This window comes from Mycoplasma enhydrae (genome assembly GCF_017116825.1).
In the GTDB taxonomy this organism is placed as follows: Bacteria; Bacillota_I; Bacilli_A; order Mycoplasmatales; family Metamycoplasmataceae; genus Metamycoplasma; species Metamycoplasma enhydrae.
Genome location: NZ_JAFIRD010000002.1, coordinates 85175 through 103475, shown reverse-complemented (window position 1 = coordinate 103475; position 18301 = coordinate 85175). Strand labels below are relative to the sequence as shown.

At 27.7% G+C, this 18301-nt stretch carries 13 protein-coding genes and 1 tRNA gene; 2 read left to right on the top strand and 12 right to left on the bottom strand.

The window, feature by feature from the left end:
* The coding region (locus tag JXZ91_RS01495; RefSeq protein ID WP_205851251.1) for a leucine-rich repeat protein at nt 1-994 on the top strand (994 nt) is incomplete at its 5' end.
* A 105-nt stretch (nt 995-1099) separates the two neighbouring features.
* Here JXZ91_RS01495 and JXZ91_RS01490 read toward each other — a convergent pair.
* The 12 genes from JXZ91_RS01490 to JXZ91_RS03650 all read right to left on the bottom strand — a co-directional run bounded on the left by JXZ91_RS01490 (nt 1100) and on the right by JXZ91_RS03650 (nt 16437).
* A tRNA-Ser gene (locus JXZ91_RS01490) sits at nt 1100-1190 on the bottom strand.
* Nucleotides 1191-1234: 44 nt separating this feature from the next.
* Nucleotides 1235-1666 (bottom strand): 23S rRNA (pseudouridine(1915)-N(3))-methyltransferase RlmH, encoded by a 432-nt coding sequence (locus JXZ91_RS01485; protein WP_205851250.1) that lies wholly within the window; start codon nt 1664-1666, stop codon nt 1235-1237.
* A 1-nt stretch (nt 1667) separates the two neighbouring features.
* Nucleotides 1668-3494: a tRNA uridine-5-carboxymethylaminomethyl(34) synthesis enzyme MnmG gene (gene mnmG, locus JXZ91_RS01480; protein ID WP_205851249.1), complete on the bottom strand. Its 1827-nt coding sequence runs from the start codon at nt 3492-3494 to the stop codon at nt 1668-1670.
* 5 nt (nt 3495-3499) lie between these two features.
* Nucleotides 3500-3826 carry a ribosome-binding factor A gene (locus JXZ91_RS01475; protein ID WP_205851248.1) on the bottom strand — a complete coding sequence of 109 codons (327 nt, stop codon included), beginning with the start codon at nt 3824-3826 and terminating at the stop codon, nt 3500-3502.
* Between the two features lie 2 nt (nt 3827-3828).
* Nucleotides 3829-5634: a translation initiation factor IF-2 gene (gene infB / locus JXZ91_RS01470; protein ID WP_205851247.1), complete on the bottom strand. Its 1806-nt coding sequence runs from the start codon at nt 5632-5634 to the stop codon at nt 3829-3831.
* On the bottom strand, nt 5595-5891 hold the full coding sequence (locus tag JXZ91_RS01465; protein WP_205851246.1) for a YlxR family protein: 297 nt from the start codon (nt 5889-5891) through the stop codon (nt 5595-5597). The genes infB and JXZ91_RS01465 overlap by 40 nt, the downstream gene beginning before the upstream one ends.
* The gene (gene nusA, locus JXZ91_RS01460) at nt 5878-7476 is read right to left on the bottom strand and encodes a transcription termination factor NusA (RefSeq protein WP_205851245.1); all 1599 of its coding nucleotides are present in this window, start codon (nt 7474-7476) and stop codon (nt 5878-5880) included. The genes JXZ91_RS01465 and nusA overlap by 14 nt, the downstream gene beginning before the upstream one ends.
* Before the next feature lie 145 nt (nt 7477-7621).
* A complete protein-coding gene (locus tag JXZ91_RS01455) occupies nt 7622-9778 on the bottom strand; it encodes a Tex-like N-terminal domain-containing protein (protein ID WP_205851244.1) in 2157 nt (718 codons plus the stop codon).
* Nucleotides 9779-9910: 132 nt separating this feature from the next.
* Nucleotides 9911-10312: a hypothetical protein gene (locus tag JXZ91_RS01450; protein ID WP_205851243.1), complete on the bottom strand. Its 402-nt coding sequence runs from the start codon at nt 10310-10312 to the stop codon at nt 9911-9913.
* 80 nt (nt 10313-10392) lie between these two features.
* Nucleotides 10393-11328 (bottom strand): prolyl aminopeptidase, encoded by a 936-nt coding sequence (gene pip, locus JXZ91_RS01445; RefSeq protein ID WP_205851242.1) that lies wholly within the window; start codon nt 11326-11328, stop codon nt 10393-10395.
* A 15-nt stretch (nt 11329-11343) separates the two neighbouring features.
* Nucleotides 11344-13488, bottom strand: a complete 2145-nt coding sequence (locus tag JXZ91_RS01440; protein WP_205851241.1) for an SGNH/GDSL hydrolase family protein — start codon at nt 13486-13488, stop codon at nt 11344-11346.
* Between the two features lie 222 nt (nt 13489-13710).
* Nucleotides 13711-16437, bottom strand: a complete 2727-nt coding sequence (locus tag JXZ91_RS03650) for a DUF885 family protein (RefSeq protein ID WP_205851240.1) — start codon at nt 16435-16437, stop codon at nt 13711-13713.
* 234 nt (nt 16438-16671) lie between these two features.
* On the opposite strand from JXZ91_RS03650, the gene gpmI reads away from it, so the two are divergent.
* Nucleotides 16672-18183 (top strand): 2,3-bisphosphoglycerate-independent phosphoglycerate mutase, encoded by a 1512-nt coding sequence (gene gpmI / locus JXZ91_RS01430; RefSeq protein ID WP_205851239.1) that lies wholly within the window; start codon nt 16672-16674, stop codon nt 18181-18183.
* Nucleotides 18184-18301: the final 118 nt, after the last annotated feature.

Genomic DNA, 18301 nt, shown 5'->3' with positions numbered 1-18301 from the left:
AAAAATTACTAAAGTAAACGAAACAACAGCAAGATTTGAAATTGAAGCTAAAAAAGGTAAAATTGTTCATAAAATTATCAAAGAATTAAGCGGTTTTAAAGTTGCAGATAAATATTACAAAATTAATGACTCTAACCTAGAATCTTTAATGAATGATGGTTATATTATTGCTAGAAGGTTTTTTGAATTAAATAGTAATGATAAAAAATTTAGTTATAGTGAAATAAAAGGAATGGATGAAAATTATGTTATTAACAACATTGAATTTGTATTACTAAAGGCTATTCCAAAAGTTGATTCAATTAACTGAGTTCTTAAAAGTAGATTTAGCACTTTTATTAAGGACAATTCTGAAGAAAACAATACAAAAATTGCTCATTTAAAGTTGGCAAACGCAATAAAAATAGGAAATGATGCTTTTGCCAATATTAAAACTCTTAAAAGTGTGGACATGCCTAATGTAGTTGAAATTGGCGACAGAGCTTTTTCTGGTGATATTGATCTTATCACTGTTAATATGCCAAAAGTAGAACGAATTGGACTTAGTACATTCGACAAGACTGAATTTTTAATGAATTTAATTGTTTCAAGACCTGATAGATTGGCAATTTTTCAAAATATACTAATTGATGGAAAACGTGCATTTGGAAATATAATTCTTCCTAATGAAATAACTTTTATTTCAGCTGAAGCTTTTAAAGGATCTAATATAGATGGTATAAATATGCCTAATGTAGTTGAAATTGGCAAAATGGCATTTTTAGAAACCAAAAATCTTAAAAGTGTTAATATGCCAAAAGTTAATAAAATTGGATTTTATGCATTTTCTAATACTCCTTCATTAGAAACTATAAATGTACCCAATGTAGTTCACATTGCTAATTTTGCTTTTAGTGCAACAAAATTAGAATTCAACGGAGCTACATTGCCACAAGAAATTACAAAGGAAATTTTTGACAAAATTAAAGACGGAAAACCTTGAACTAAAAGTTAATTTATTAAAATAATTTGTCAGTGATTTTGACTTTTAAATTAACAAAATAAATTATGATTTTAAAAAAATTGAGCGGTTGTGCTCAATTTTTGCTAATTTTAGATATGGCGGGCAATAAGGGATTTGAACCCTTGCAAGTTTTAACACTCCTAACAGTTTTCGAGACTGTCCCCTTCAGCCGCTTGGGTAATTGCCCATAATCAAAATTATACACACTATGTTTCATTATCCATTTGTGTATTATTTATGATATTTAATATTTTTCTTGATTGATAGTCCTCGATAAATTTGCTCAACTAGCATTATTCTAAAAAGTTGATGTGGAAATGTCATTTTAGAAAAACTAATTTTATTTAGAAATTTATCTTCTTGTAGTCCATTAGAACCACCTATAATAAATGTAATATTATCTTCAACAAATAGATCTGAAAATTCTTCACTGTTCATTTGATTACCTTGTAATGATAAATAAAACACCTTTGAATTTTTGGGAATTTTAGATAGGATTAATTCTGTTTCTTTGGCTTTTTTAAGTTCAATATTGTTATGAACTACTTCTTTAATTTCAACTAAATTTAAGTTTGCTAAAAAATATATTTTTTTAGTATATTGCTCATAAATTTTCTTAAGTTCAATTGATAATGTCCCTACTGCAATTATATTTATTTTCATTTTATTTCTTTCTGTGATTTAAATAAAACATTAGCATTTGAATATCAGAAGGATTGATACCACTAATTCTTGTAGCTTGTCCAATTGTTGTGGGTCTAATTTTATCTAACTTTTGTCTAGCTTCGGTGGCAAGGTTTTTTATTTTTGAATAATCAATATCTTTTGGTAGTTTTAGTTTTTCTAGTCTTATCATTTTTTCAGCTGCTGACTCTTGCTTTTTTAGATAACCAAATAATCTTACTTGAATGGTTAATTCATCAATAAAAGGATAATTCTGTCCTAAAATGTCACTCGGTTCCACTTCTGGATTAGCTAATAATTTTAAATACGAAATACCATTAGTAACATTATATTTAATTCCTAATTCACTTTTGGATGAAATGTATTTCAATCTAAGTTCTTCAATGGTTTTTTGTATATATTTATATTTATTAATTACTTCTTCATATTCATTTTTAGACACCATTTTGTTGTCGTAGGAATATTGAATTAGCCTTTGGTCAACATTATCGTTACGCAATAATAATCTATACTCTGCGCGACTTGTTAACATACGGTATGGTTCAAATGTTCCTTTAGTTACAATATCATCTATCAAAACCCCTATATAAGCATCTGATCTTTTAATTTCAATAGAACTCATACCTTCCATTTTATTAGCAGCATTTATTCCAGCTATTAGTCCTTGAGCTGCTGCTTCTTCATAGCCACTGGTTCCATTTGGTTGACCTGCTGAATAGAAATTACTTAAAACTTTAGATTCTAAAGATTTATAAAGCTGAATGGGATTAATTGCATCATATTCAATTGCATAACCATATTTTTGAACTCTAGCATTTTCAAGTCCTGGAATTGACTTAATCATTTGATCTTGAACATCAACTGGCATTGAAGTTGATAGACCGTTTATATACATAATGTCACCTTTTGAAGTTTCAGGTTCAAAAAATACATGGTGTGTTTCTTTTTCTTGAAATCTAACTATTTTATCTTCAATACTTGGACAATATCTTGGACCAACTCCTGTAATAATGCCTGAGTATAATGAGCTTTTATTTAGATTATTTAAAACAATTTCTTTAGTTTTAGAGGTTGTTCTTGTTAAAAAACAAGAAGTTTGTTTATCAAGAGTAATATTTGAATGCTTAGAAAAATGTAGTTCACTTTTATCTAATTGTTCTTGTTCTACTTTAGAAAAATCAATACTATCTGTATAAATTCGACATGGTGTTCCAGTTTTTAGTCTTTGAATTTCAAAACCATATTTGGCTAAATTCTTAGACAGTACACTACTATTCTTTTCGCCATCAGGACCATCGTTTTGTATATCTGAACCTCTTAAAATTCTTGAGTTCATATATACGCCTGTAGTCATAATAGTTGAATGCGAATATATATCACCATTTTTTAAGGTCTTAGCCCCTAAACAGTTATTGTCTTCAACAACTAAATCTATAACCTCATCCTCAATTAAGGTTATATTTTTTTGTTTTTTAATTGCATCTAAAATTATTTTGGAATACTTATCTTTATCAATTTGAGCGCGTAAAGACCAAACTGCAGGACCTTTTGAAGTATTAAGCATTTTAATTTGGATCATTGCTTGATCAGCAAAAATGCCTTGTACACCCCCTAGTGCATCAATTTCACGGGTAATTATACCCTTGGCTGATCCACCAATAGAAGGGTTGCAAGGCAACATAGCTAATTTGTTAATATTTAAAGTTATTAAGGCTACATTAAATTTTCTTTTTGCTAAAGCAAAAGCAGCTTCAATTCCAGCATGACCTCCACCTATTACAATGGCATCATACTTAGTAATAATCATAAAAATTATTTAATTTCTTTTAAAATTTTTTCAATTTTAGCAGCAGCTGGCTCTACTGTGTCAATCATGAAAACCAACTCTGGTAATTTTTTATATTTTCAGCTTTTAGCAACCACTGAGCGAATATACGGTGTCATTGCTGTTATTTTTTCAAAGTATCTTTCTTTATCTTTGAATAAAGTAATAAATACTTTAGCATGTGATCCATCTGTTGATAAAATCACATCATTTATAGCAATGTTTGTCACATCAAAATCCTTTAATTCATAGAAGCTATTACCAACTAATTCTAGTAATAATTGTGTTTTTCTTTCGTGATTTATTCTGTTCATATTTAAACTAGTACATCCTCATAAAATTTTAATTCATCATCTACTTCTATTTTATCAAAATCTTTAACGTGTGTGCCGAAATCGAAGCCTTTTTCAACTATTTTAACATCATTTTTTTCTCTTTTTAAAGAACTAATGTTTCCTTTAAAAATACTTTTACCTTTTCTTATAACTTCAACTTTACAAAATTCTTTTGCTTGACCTTCTAGCATTCTACAACCAGCTATATTTCCTACTTTTGAATAGAAAAATATTTGTAATATTGTTGCAAGACCTATTTGTTTTTCTTCATAAACAGGTTCTTTTAAATTCTTAATAATTGATTCTAATTCTTCCACAATTTTATAAATAACATTGTGTGATAAAACCTTTATTCCTTTTGATTCAGCCATTTTTTTAATATCACTTGGCATTGAAATATTAAATAAATAAATTCTTGCATTTGAAGTATCAGCTAATAATAAATCAGCTCTTGTTAATTCACCAGCAGTAGCTCTAATAACATTAATTGATACTTCTTCATTATTAATCTTAGAAATGGTTTGTTTAATGGCTTCAGCTGTACCTTGAACATCAGTTTTAATTATTATATTTAGTGTTTTTTTACCATCTTTGACAACAAAAGAATTCTTTTCATTTAACTCTTTTTGTTTTTCGATATATAGTTTTTCATCAGCAAGCTTTTTAGCAAATTTTTCATCACTAATAACTATAAATCTATCACCTGAAAGAGGGTTTTTATTTAGACCCGTTATTACACATGGAGTTCCAGGAAGTGCTTTTTGAAGTGGTTTACCTTCGATTGATAAAAGACTTCTAATATTTCCATATTGACCACCAGCTATAATAAAATCTCTTGGCATTAGTGTTCCATTTTCAACAATAATAGTAGACACAGCACCACGGCCTTTATCAATTTTTGATTCGATTATAGTTCCAAATGCATCACGATTTAAATTAGCTTTTAAATCTAATAAATCTGCTTGTAAAAATATAGCCTCTAATAATTTATCTACATTATCGTTTTTTGCAGCTGAACCATAAATAAATTGGTTTTGTCCGCCCCATTCTTCACAAACTATGTCATGTTCACTCATTTGAGATTTAATTTTTTCAACATCAATATCAGGTTTGTCCATTTTATTAACAAAAATAATAATTGGTACACCTGCTGCTTTAGCATGATCTATAGCTTCAACTGTCTGAAGTTTTACACCATCATCAGCTGCAACAACTATAACAACAATATCTGTAACTTTAGCACCCCTTGAACGCATCTCAGTAAATGCCTCATGACCTGGTGTGTCTAAAAAAGTGATCTTTTGATTATTATATTCCACTTGATATGCACCAGTATGTTGAGTAATGCCACCAAATTCAGAAGCCAAAATATTACTTTTTCTTATTTGGTCCATCAATGTGGTTTTTCCATGGTCAACGTGACCCATGATTGTTACTATTGGAGGTCTTTTTTCTAAATCATTTGGATCATCAATAATTTCTAATTTATCTAAAAGATTTTCAGCATCAACTGTTTCTTCTTTGTTAAAGTCTAATCCATAGTTCAAACATAATTCAGCAATTTCTTCTTCATTTAAAATCGAATTAATTGTTTTCATAATTCCTTTTTTAAAGAAATATGTCAATATTTCAGAAGAAGATTTTTTGGTTTTTAAACTGAATTCTGAAATTGTTAATGGCCCACTAAAAATAAAAACACCGTCTTGAATTTTTGTTTCCACTGTGTTTAGTTTTTGTTTAATGCTACTTACATTTGATGTTCGTTTTGAGTTTTTTGATTTTGCCATATACTCACCTCTTTTCTTAATTTATCATAAACCTCATTGTTTATGTTTTGCTTAAAAGCCTTATTTAAAAGTCGTTTTTTGAATAATATTTCAATTTGCTCATTAGAATTTAGACAATATGTTCCTCGACCACCTAGTTTAATATCTGGGTCAAAATAAATCGAATTTTCTATTTTGGCAAATCTTATTAATTCTTGTACTGGATAAATTTTGTTATCTACAATTGATTTACGTGAATATTTTTTATCAATCTTCATTATCTAAATCACTTAGATCTAAATCTTCTAGTCCAGCACTTAAATCGTCATCTTTCTTAAAGTCTTTTAATTTAGTTGAAGTAATTCTTTCATAATCTTCTTCTGAATTGAATTTATTATTTACTTTATTTTTAATGTCTTCTGAATATACATCATAATCATCATTGCCATCATTCATAAAATCTTGATGAATTTCTGATAATGCTTTTTCTAGTTCATCATCGATATTCGATTCATATAGTTGTCTTTCTAAAATGTCGTCTGTTTGTTGAGCTTTTTGTCTCAATTCAGCTAAATCAGCATCAAATTCCGCAATATTGAATACATTATTTTGATAATCATTATTCGATTGTCTAGATCTTCTACGAGTGGTTGAAGATAAATTCATTCTTTTGCCTTCATATTTTAGTTTAGCTTCTTCTTCAGTAATATTAGAGTTTTCAAAAGTATATTGAATTCCCATCTTATCTGCTTGATCTTGGCTTATTATATCTAGTCTAGATCTAGTTAATTCTGAAGCTAATCTAACGTTTTGCCCTCTTTTACCAATTGCTAGTGTGTGATGAAAGTTAGGTACTACAACTACATAACTAGGGAATTGTTCTTGTGAGTCTTCTTTTTCAATAATATCAATTATTCTAGAAGGACTTATAGCATTCATCACAAACTTTTTATGATTTTCATCAAATAATACAACATCTATTTTTTCACCGTTTAATTGATTTGAAATAGTGTCAATTCTTTGTGAATTTTTACCAATAACAGTGCCTAATTCTTCTAAAGCAAAAGGTGCTAATTCTGTTTTTCTAATTGCTACTTTAGCTCTTTCTCCAGGAATACGAACAACTTTAACTATTTCTATAAAACCTTGTTCCACTTCAGGAATTTCTTGTTTAAATAATTTATCAATAAGTTTAGATTCAACTGATGATACCAATACTTGAGCACTTTTAGAATCTGGTTTAACATCTTCAATATATACGTCTAAAACATCACCAGGTTTTAGGTTGGCTAGTAATCTTAAGTTTGTAGTTGAAGGTGCCATATATGCTGGAGTGCCATCAGTTAATTCCATTAATGTTCCAGCTTTAGAAATATTAGATATTCTAGCTTTAACAACAGTTCCAATTAAAGATTGATATTTGTCATAAGTAATTTTCTTTTCTAGTTCTCTAATTTGTTGATTAAAAATATTTAGAATCTTTTGATAATCTTTCTTTTGAAATCTTTCAAAATCAATTTCAGCTGAAATTAAATCACCCTCTTTAACTTTAGAGTTTAGAGTCTTAGCTTCTTTTAGAGCTATTTCAATATATGGACAAAAGTTATCAATTTCATCATCAGTAACAGGATCTAAAACTACAACTTTAGAATGATTTATAACTCTAAATTTCTTTTGGTTCTTATCAATATCAAATTCTAAATCTGCATCTGGATCGAATTGACTAACAATGACTTGTTCAACTGCTGATTTAAATAAATCAATAACAATGTCTTCATCAATTTTTTTAATTTGTGAAACGTTGTAAATTGCTTCAAATATTTGGTTTGCTTTTAGTGTACTCATAGTGTCTTTGGTGCTCATTTCTTACTCCTTTTTTTTATATATATTGACACAAAAAGGATCGGCTATTGCCAACCCTTTTTAATCTTAATTAAAAATAGTATGTATTAATTGTAATACATTTTAGGTTTATTTATTTAAAATAAATATTTGACAGATAGTTATCTTATTTTCAAATAATTTTACCTTGAATTTTATTATTCTTGGCATCAATGTCAATAATTTTGATATTTAAATTATCTCCTACAGATACTAATTCACTTGGATGCTTAATAAATTGATTATCTTTTTGTTTCATATTGCTAATATGGATTAAAACGTTTTCTTTTAAACCTATATAAGCAAATACACCAAAATTAGTAATATTTTGAACTTGACCAATTATTTCTTGACCTACATTTATATCTTCAAATTTTAAGATCTTATCATTAACTATGAAGCCAGCTTTGTCTTCTCTTATATCTTTTCCAGGTGCTATTAATGAATCAATTATTAGATCTACATCATAGTTGCTTGCATTTAATTGTTTAGCAATTTCCTTGCGGTCTGCTGAAATTAAAATGTCTTTGTCAATATTTTTTAGATTGATATTTAATAGGTTAACTATTTGATCTGCTAAATCATAAGATTCGGGGTGGATATTTGTTTGATCATAAAATTCGCTTGAATCATATATTCTTAAAAAACCAACAGATTGTTCGTAGGCTTTTGGCCCGAGACCCTTAACTTTTTTTAGTTCTTTTCTTGATTTAAATAACCCATTTTCTGTTCTATGTTCTACTATATTTTGAGCAATTGTTTTAGACAAACCAGAAACATATTCCAAAATAAATTTAGTTGCTGTGTTTAAATCAACACCTACTAGGTTTACGACTTTATCTACTTTGTATGTTAGTTTTTTAGCTAATTCTTTTTGGTTAACGTCATGTTGATATTGTCCTACACCTAAAGATTTTGGATCAATTTTAACCAATTCATTAAGTGGGTCTTGGAATTTTCTACCTATATTGATAGCTGAACGGTATTCTAATTCTAAGTTTGGAAATTCTTCCTGTGCTATTTTTGAAGCTGAATATACTGAAGCACCTACTTCACTAACAATTGCATATTTAGTATCTAAACTTAGGCCTTTTTCTCTTCTGACTTTTAGTAACTTGTCAACTCATTCTTCAGTCTCACGACTTGCTGTTCCATTACCAATGACAATTAAATCAATAGGATATTTATTCAACATATCATGTGTTGTTTTAACTGCTTGAATAAATTTATCTTTATTGCCGATGTGAGGATAAATTACAAACCCTTCTTGGTAATTTCCGTTTTTATCTAAAATTACAATCTTGCAACCATTTAGATAGCCTGGGTCTATCGACATAATATTTTTATCTTTAGTAGCTGGAGCCAATAATAATGATTCTAAATTGTTTGAAAATAATTCGATTGCTTCTTTTTCAGCACGTTCAAATAAATCTGTTTTAATTTCTCTAATTATTGAAGGGATAATTAAACGATCTAATGAATCCTCAATGGCTTCGTTTGTGATTTTAGCTGTTCTTTTATTAACAAAAAACTTGTTATTTAAATAATATATCAAAGGCTTAATGTTATATTCAATGGTATAAGATAATATTTTTTTATCTTCACCTCGAGAAATTGCTAAAACACGATGATTAGGTATAGTTTTTACTTTTTCTGAATAATCATAGTATTGTTTAAAAATTTCTTTTTCATCAACAGTATTTTTTTTCTTTGTTACGATGGTTCCGTAATTATATAATTGGTCTTTAATATAATCTCTTGCTGTAATATCTTGCGAAACTATTTGAGCGATAATGTATTTTGTTTGCACTAAAACTTCACCTACAGTTTTTAAAGTGTCATCATTAATATATTTTTTTGCTTCATTAAATACATTAAAACTTTCATCTTTGTTAGTAAGTATTAATTCCGCTAAAGGGCCTAAACCTAAAGCAATAGCTTCAGAAGCCTTGGTTTTTTTGCCAACCTTAAAAGGTTCGTAAATATTTTCAACTTCTTGCTTAGTGATAGCATTTTCAATTTTGAGCTTTATTTCATCATCAAGAAGTTTCTTTTCTTTAAGAATTTCAATTACATATTCTTTTCGTTTTTGTAATTCAACATCATATGCATAGTATTCATTAATTTTAGATACTTGTTCTTCATCAAGACCACCTGTAACTTCTTTTCGATAACGTGAAATAAAGGGGATTGTTGCCCCTTCTTTTAGCAGGTCTAAAGTGTTTTTAACTTGTTGCTGATTTATATTAAGCCTTTTGGCTACATTTTTTATTGATATATCCATTTTTTCTCCGTGTCTTAGTATTTAATAATGATACTTAAAATTCATAATTAATAGCAATAAAAAAGATAAATTAAAACTTCTCAAATATATGAGAAGTTAGCGATTTAAAATTCCATTTAAATTATATTTAAATTAAATTTGTGGTGTAGGTTCTGGTTTGTATGAATTAAAGTTTGTCATTCCATCATCTGATTTAGTTTTCTTGTATCACATAATTGACGCAATTAAGGCAAGAATTCCAAATAGTAATATACCTAATAAAAATAAAATTCCTATTGTTGTTTCATTTGCTTGAAAAGCTTTTACTGTTCCAATAATGTTATAAACTAAGGCTATAATACCTACTACTACTATAGCAAAAGCATAAATGCCGAAAAACGCTATAAAACCAATTCCATATGTAAAGACACCGTATCTTGCTGCTGTAAGACTACCAATAGATCATAAAACTAATAAAGGAATAAATACTACTGACATTACAGTGATAGCAATATTTAAATTCATAGTAGTCTTAGCAAGTTTGTAATCATTCATTTTAACTCCTTTTTTGATTAATACAAATTATAATATGAAAAACAATATTTATATTGAAATATGACTAAATTCTAGAATATTTAAAGTTTTTTGAACTCTTCAGTGGCCTCAACTAAAGCATTGGCTATTTCTATTTCTTTTGAAGAATGACCAGCTATAACAAAATTTATTTTGGATTTTTTTAGGTTTTTATGCAATAAATATGCACCCTCTGGTCTACAATCCATATCATATCTGCCATGAATAATAATTGTAGGTATGTTTTCAATTTTGGTAACATTATCCAAAATATAATTGTCATTATCTAAAAACAAATGATTTAAAAAATAATAATTTTCAAGACGAGCTAATTCTAAATTGGCTTTATTATTTTCTAAAATTATTTCAATATCTTCTAGTGGCTTCATTGTTATTAAGCCTAATTCTCATTTAGCTCAATGATAAGCAGCTTTGTAAGCTACATTTAAATCTGAACTATTCAAATATTGACCATATGCCTTAATTAAATCATTTCTAAGGTTTTGAGGTATAAAAGAAGAAAATTCTTCATAGGCTTCTGGAAAGTATTGTGAAGCACCTGATTGATATAAATATTGGTCATCTTCATACCTGCCTAAAAAAACACCTCTTAATATTAGCCCTTTTACATATTGAGGATAGTTTATCGCATATATTAAACTTAAACACGATCCTCATGAACCACCAAATAAAATTCAGTTATCTATTTTTAGTTCTTTTCTTAAAGCTTCCATGTCATTAACTAAATTCATAGTAGTATTTTCTTTAATTTCAGCAGAAGGAGTTGATTTACCACAACCTCTTTGATCAAAAAGAATAATACGATAATGTTTTGGATCAAAATATTGACGGTTAGATTCTGAAATTCCTCCGCCGGGTCCTCCATGAACAAACAAAATTGGTTGTCCTTGGGGATTTCCTACTTCTTCATAATATATGGTGTGAATATCGCTAACTTTAAGATATCCTTTTTTATATGGTTCAATTAATTCATACATGTATAACTCCTTAATTTATTTGTGAAAAATTTTTAATGCAGATTTTATTTTTATTTTTAGTAGTTGGCTTAAAATAATGATTAAAATATAAGCATTTTTATTGAATGGATGTTTTAGTATTTGTCTAACAAAACTTTTAGCAGTTCTTATAAAAACTGTTTTCTTAAATGAAGATCTTAAATTGATTTTAGTTTTTAAATTGATAATTGTTTTAATTAGAATTTTTGCTAAGAATTTAGTAAATTTCTTTTTAGTGATATTTTTCATAATTCTTGCAACTGTTTTTTCTAGTGATTTTCAGTTCTTATACTTTAAGTTTGATGCCTTAATATTTAGCAATTCAATAATAATGTTTACTGCTGCTTGCTTGTCATCTTTGTAAAACAAATATATGTTATATAAACTTATTTCAATTATATTTGACAAAGTTTCAAATTCTTTTTCTAAAAATGTTTTAAAAAAATTAGAAGTATTGTTATTTTCTTTTATAGAAGTTAAAAATCTTTCAAATAAAGCTTTAAAAGAATTAATTAATCTAGTATCTTTAAAACATATATTTAATAAATGTCTTAATGGTTTAGAAATTGTTAGCCAAAAATAACCATTTTTTCAATCACTAATAGTTGAATCAAAAAATTCTTGAAGAAGATTGTAAAAATACTCTTTATCATTAATTATTTCAAAGAAAATATCATATATGGCTTGGCGATTATTATTTAATACATTTTCTATATATTTAGTTATTGCAATTTTAGGATTCTTTAAACTCTCGCTTTCAGCCAATGATAAGAATTTTAGAATTGATTCCGATTCTAATGCTGAAACCAAAAATTTAAGAATGTTGTCATTAGTTATAAATTTGTTTTTAAAAAAGTCATATCTTTTAGATTTCTTATCAAAATAACCTAATATAAACATCATTTGGTCAGAAAGAATAGAAAATAGTGAAGTATATTGTTCTCTTTTTATGATTGTTTCTTTTGCTATTCCCTCATGGACACTTCTTTTTAGAAGTGTAAAATAAGGGTTTTGAAGATCGTTTTTTTGATTACATCAAACTGCAAGAATATTAACTATTTTATTTTGTTTAGGGCCAAAGTGAAATAATTTTTTATCCACATAGTTTTTATTTCTATCAGAAATCTTTTTAGAGTATCTAATTCTAAATTTGGATATTTTATTTAAGTACTTTTTATCTATTTCATTATATAAACACCTGTTTTCTAAAAAAGCTATAAAAAGTTTTTTTGCCATCTCTTGATAACCTAGTTCGGTTGGATGAACATCAATTACGTTTTCAGCCAAAATGTGTGAATTTTTAAATCACTTTTTGTAATTAAAACTTTTAACATAAATACATTTATTATCTAAGGCTACATTTTTAAAAATTGATTCAAAAATAGATAAATTAGATTTAAAAAAATCGTTATATATTTCTGGGTTTTTCGATCTTAGAAATTTTTCATATCGCAAATAATAATGTAAAAATGGAGGAGTGTATGTAACTAAAGTAATTTTTAATTTATCATTAATTTGCTTAATGCTTTTTATAAAAGCATCTAATTCACTTTGAATTTTCGCTGTTGTTTTTTGCAGAGAACCTAATATTTCCTCTTTAATTTCTTTTTGTCTATATAAGTTTTTTTCTAAAACTAGGTCTCTAAATTTAATAAATGGATATGAGCTTTGAAATTCATTACCACCTATTGATATACTTAAAAAATCAGCTCCTTTGATTCTGCCAATAAGCTTTTTAGATAAATAATTAAATCTTTCTTGCTCAGTTTGATTAACATCAGAAGTTCAAAAATTTTGTGTTGGTTCAAGATTTGCTCTTTTTTGTAACTCATCATTAATTTCTGCAACATTTAAAACACTAGGATTTAGAGTCCTATTCATTAAACTATTTAGATCTGATATACGCAGGGTTGAAGCTGAAATATTTTCCATTTCAATATTATTTCAATGTTCTTGTCAATTATCATTGTATCTATGTATTACATAATCTAAATAGAATTCCATGAAATAATCAGCATAAGAATTACCCATGGCAAATTCTTTGCTATTTTTATAACCCGCTGTTCCACAACCTACTTTAGAATTAAAACCTTGTGATATAGAATCGCCAATGGCTAAGTACTTATATATTATATTTTTCATTAGTATTAAATTATATTTAATAAATTCTAAAACCATTATTTTTTCAAGAAATAATTAGTGTAATGAATGAATAAAAATTGAAAATTACCATATAAGAATAGTAACTCTTGAATTTAGTTGTATAAATTTTTACAAAATTGAATTAATTGTAGTTTTATAAATAACTACTTTAAGAAAAAACATTAAAAACACAACCCTGTTTTGGGTTGTGTCTATTTATTATTATAATTCGTAGTATTTTTCTACAACTTCTTTTAAAGTTTCTAGAGGTAAAGCACCTGTTTCTAAAAATACGTTGAATAATTCTTGTATATTTTTCTTATCGCCAATAAAGTCTTTTCTTGATAATTTTTTATGTTTACGAACTCTATCATATAGTTCTAGCATTAGTTCTTTACCAGAGTTATATGATGTTGCTTGACCTGGTAGGTTTAAGTAACGTTTTGATTCTGAAGTAATGTCACCAATTCCAAGTGCTGAATTTGCTTTCATGTATTTTCTAACATCAGAAATTGATGCTCCTGCTGGTAAGCCAGCAAGTGGTTTATCTAAATCACCATGGTAAGCAGGGTCAATTGCACGTCTCATATTACGTAATTGAGCTTCATTTAGTGCTCCATAGTATTGTAACATGTTTGCTAATTCAACTGCTTTTAGTGTATGTTCTTTATCATCCATATCTTGTTCAGTTGCAATTAGTTCTCAGTAAACTCCACCATGTAATTTTTTAATTTGTTCAATTTCTTCATTGGTTACGTCTTCTGCTTTTTCTGCTTTAACAAAGTTTGTAATACCTTTTGATTTTTTGAAATCTAATGGTAGTGCATAGTAATCTTCGTTTTCAAAATCCGGTGTGCCATATAGACCTGCTTCAATACCAAATCATTCAGCAAATAAAGCTCAACCTTCAACATATGAAGTGTAATCAAATATATCACCGATTGTTTCACCGTTTATAGTTTTTAAAAATTCTTTTGCATAATATATTTGATTATGGTGTCCCATTACACTTTCATGGTTTGCAAATGATGTAACTGATCATTTAGGTAATGAGTAATATGGATCGGCATTAAATACAAATGCTCCTGTTGTACCATCGCCTACGTGTTCTGATGAATTATAAGCACCTACACCTGCAACACTAGATCTAGATTTATCATATGTGGTAATTCCATATTTTGGAACTTGATTTGCAAAATATGAGTATCCTTCTTCAATTGTTGTATCTCTAAATTGGTAGTACCCTTTAAATGCTTCTAGTGCACCGTAGTAATATTGATCTTTAGTAATTGAACCGTGTTTATCATTTTTACCTTTTAATTGAGTTTCATAACCTTTGTCTTTTAATATTTTTCTAGCATTTTCAAGGCTTGCATCACTATCCAATTCACCTTTTTTCTCTGTGCTATAGTAAGTAGAATCTTCACGACCAAAGAAGAATTTTTCTTGGTTTAGTCATTTGTTAAAGTTGTCTAAATCAGCTTTACCGGTTTCTTTACGGATTAATAATCTCGTTTTGGTTGCTTCTTTAGAACCTAATCCATCCTCGTCGTAAGTTACTTGAGGATTTCATCAACCATTTTTTTTGCCTGTAATTAATTCAGCAACTTTATCTGCTATTTCTTGCATATTTTTTTTAGCAACTGAAGCTGTTTTATATCCAGAATTATAAACTTTTTGAGCTGAATCGTTTGAAGTTGTTGATGTTTTTAAAATAGAATCATAAAGTTTCTTGCCGTATGTTAAGTCATCTTTTTTAGCTGGCATGTGACCTATACCAACATTTTTAGCATTTAAATCTTTTTCAGTTAAACCTAAACCGTAAACTTTTTTAGTTGTTCCACTGTCTAAAATTTCTATTGTGTTTTCAACTTCTTTAATTGAATCATTTGTTTTGTAAACTTTTAGTTCAGCGATGTCTTCACCTGCACCATGTTTTGAAGCTGCATAGTATTCAGAAACATAGAACTTGTGAAATGCTTTAGTTTTAGCATCTACTGTTGTTGATTTTTCAATAATTGAAGATACTGTTTCTTCTGTTGTTGCTCCGTTTAAAAATGTTTTTAGTTCAGTTGCATATTGTCTTGCTAAAATTGAAGCAATATTCATTTTAATTACAACTTTTGATAAAACAACTCCTAATTCAATTCCTTCTTTTAAGTTATTGTGAACTTTTTCAGCTTGATCACCTTTTATTAAATTAATTGTTTCATAAAATGCGTTAGCAGGATATGAATATGCTAATCCTCAACCTAAAAAAGCACCAATTAAACGAGAATGTGAATTGTAAACAGTTTTAGCAATTTCTCATTCATATTTTAATCCACTTACTCAAGCAGTTGATGTTACATCTAAATTAGCTTTGTTAATTGCGCTAAATTGTTGGATATATTCATCGTAAAAAGCAACAATTTTTTTAACATCTTCTTTTGAAGGGAATTCAAAATCTGCTTCTGTTTGTTTTTTAGCAGCATCTAATTGGAATTTTCTATAAGATGCTAGTACATATTTAGCAGTTAAGTCTTTTACTTTTGGATTTGCATTAGGGTTTCCCTTTTCAGCTATTTTTCTAAGAAATGGGAAAAGTTCTTTATCAACTTCAAATTGATATTTATCTTTTGCTTCTGCTAAAGCTTTTTCTTTTACTTTTATATTGTCAGCAATTGCTTTAGCTTCTGCAGAAGTTTCACCTTTTTCTTTAGCAACATCTTTGTATTGATCTTTTAATTGATTCAATTCGTCGCTTTTATTATTTATGTCTTCAGATTGTGATTTAAATTTATCTTTAACTTCATCTTCTTTGTTTTCAAAATCTTTAACATAGCCTCTTGTTTTATTGTATATTCCTTGTTGTATTCCTCAGGCCATTAGTGGTAGTCCAGCTACGACTGCCACTCCACCCAATGTAATTCCGGAAATAAGTAAGGCTTTTTTTGTTTTTGGAGTCATAATTTACTAATTCCTTTTTTATTAATTTATTAATTAAAAATTAATGTAATTTTACATTTTTATAAAAATTTAAAATTTTTCGTAACACTCAAAAAACATGTTACGTATTTAAATTTTATAACATTTATTGATTCTAAAGGTAATTTTATTGATTTTGTACTCATTTATAAGGATATTATTGATATAACTCTATAATTTATTAGTAGAAATTAAATTTAATTATTGAGGAGTCAAATGAAAAAAAATCATAAAAAAATAATTCTAACAATAATAGATGGCCTAGGCCTTAGAAATGAATCACAAGGAAATGCTTACGCACAAGCTAAGCATCCTACTTTTGATTTGCTATTCAAAGAGTATTCAAATTCTGTGCTTCAAGCTTCTGGCGAATTTGTTGGGCTACCTAAAAATCAAATAGGTAATTCAGAAGTTGGTCATTTAAATATTGGCGCAGGCAGGATTGTTTATACAGGACTATCTCTTATCAATCAAGAAATTATTAATAATAATTTTGCAAATAATAAAGCTTTAAACTTTATGATAGATGACAGTCTTAAAAATAATAGAACTTTGCATCTATTAGGTTTATTAAGTGATGGGGGAGTTCATTCATATGATAACCATCTTTTTGAAATACTTAAATTAGCTAATCAAAAAGGTTTAAAAAATGTGTCAGTGCACATTTTTGGAGATGGAAGAGATGTTAGGCCACAATCTATATTTAGTTCACTAGAAACATTAAAACAAATGACTAAAAATTTTGGCTATAAAATTTCAAGTTTATCTGGTAGATTTTTTGCAATGGATAGAGACCAAATATTTGAAAGAAATGAATTAGCACTTGAGGCCATATTAGGTAAGTCTCAAAATATTTTTGAAAATATTGACCAATACATTAATAAACAGTATGCGTTAGATATTTATGATGAATTTTTTGTTCCGGCACAGGCCAAAGATGGGTTATTTTTAAAAGAGAATGATAATGTTATATTTTTTAACTTTAGACCAGATAGAGCAAGGCAGTTAAGCCATTTAATATTAGATTCACAACTATTTGAATATAAGCCTAAAAACAAGATTAAAATTAGTAATTTCTGTTCTTTAATGAAATATGAAGGAATAGATTCACTAGTTGCTTTTGAAGAAATGAAAGTAACAAATCCAATTGGTAAAGTTTTAGAAATAAATAATTTAAAACAACTTAGATTGGCAGAAACTCAAAAATATGCCCATGTAACGTTTTTCATGGATGGTGGCAACGATATAGAATATAAAAATGAAAGCCGAATTCTAGTTGATAGTATTAAAGCGAATTCTTTTGCGGATTATCCTCGCATGTCAGCTAAGGAAATCACTGATCAATTAATTGATAATATAGACAAAACCGATTTTGTGATTATGAATTATGCAAATCCTGACATGGTTGGTCACACTGGTAATTTAAAAGCTACAATTAAAGCAATTGAATTTTTAGACACTCAATTTGCCAGAATATTAGAATTAATTAAGAATCGAAATGATATAACTTGATTTATTACTGCCGATCATGGTAATGCTGAATTAACAGAAGATAAAAATGGTATGCCTGCAACAAAACATACAACAAATCCAGTTATGTTTATTTCTAGTGATAAAAATATAAAACTGCTAGATGGCTCGCTTTGCGATGTAGCTCCGACGATACTAGAATATCTTGAAATAGATAAACCAACTGAAATGACTGGAAAAAGTCTATTAAAAGTCTAAAAATAATCTTAACTAAATACTTTTCAAAAAAAATAAGGCTTGCAGGGTTTGCAGCCTTTTTTTAAACAACAAAAAAACCTCTTAAATTAATAAGAGGCTAATTAACGATTATTACGAT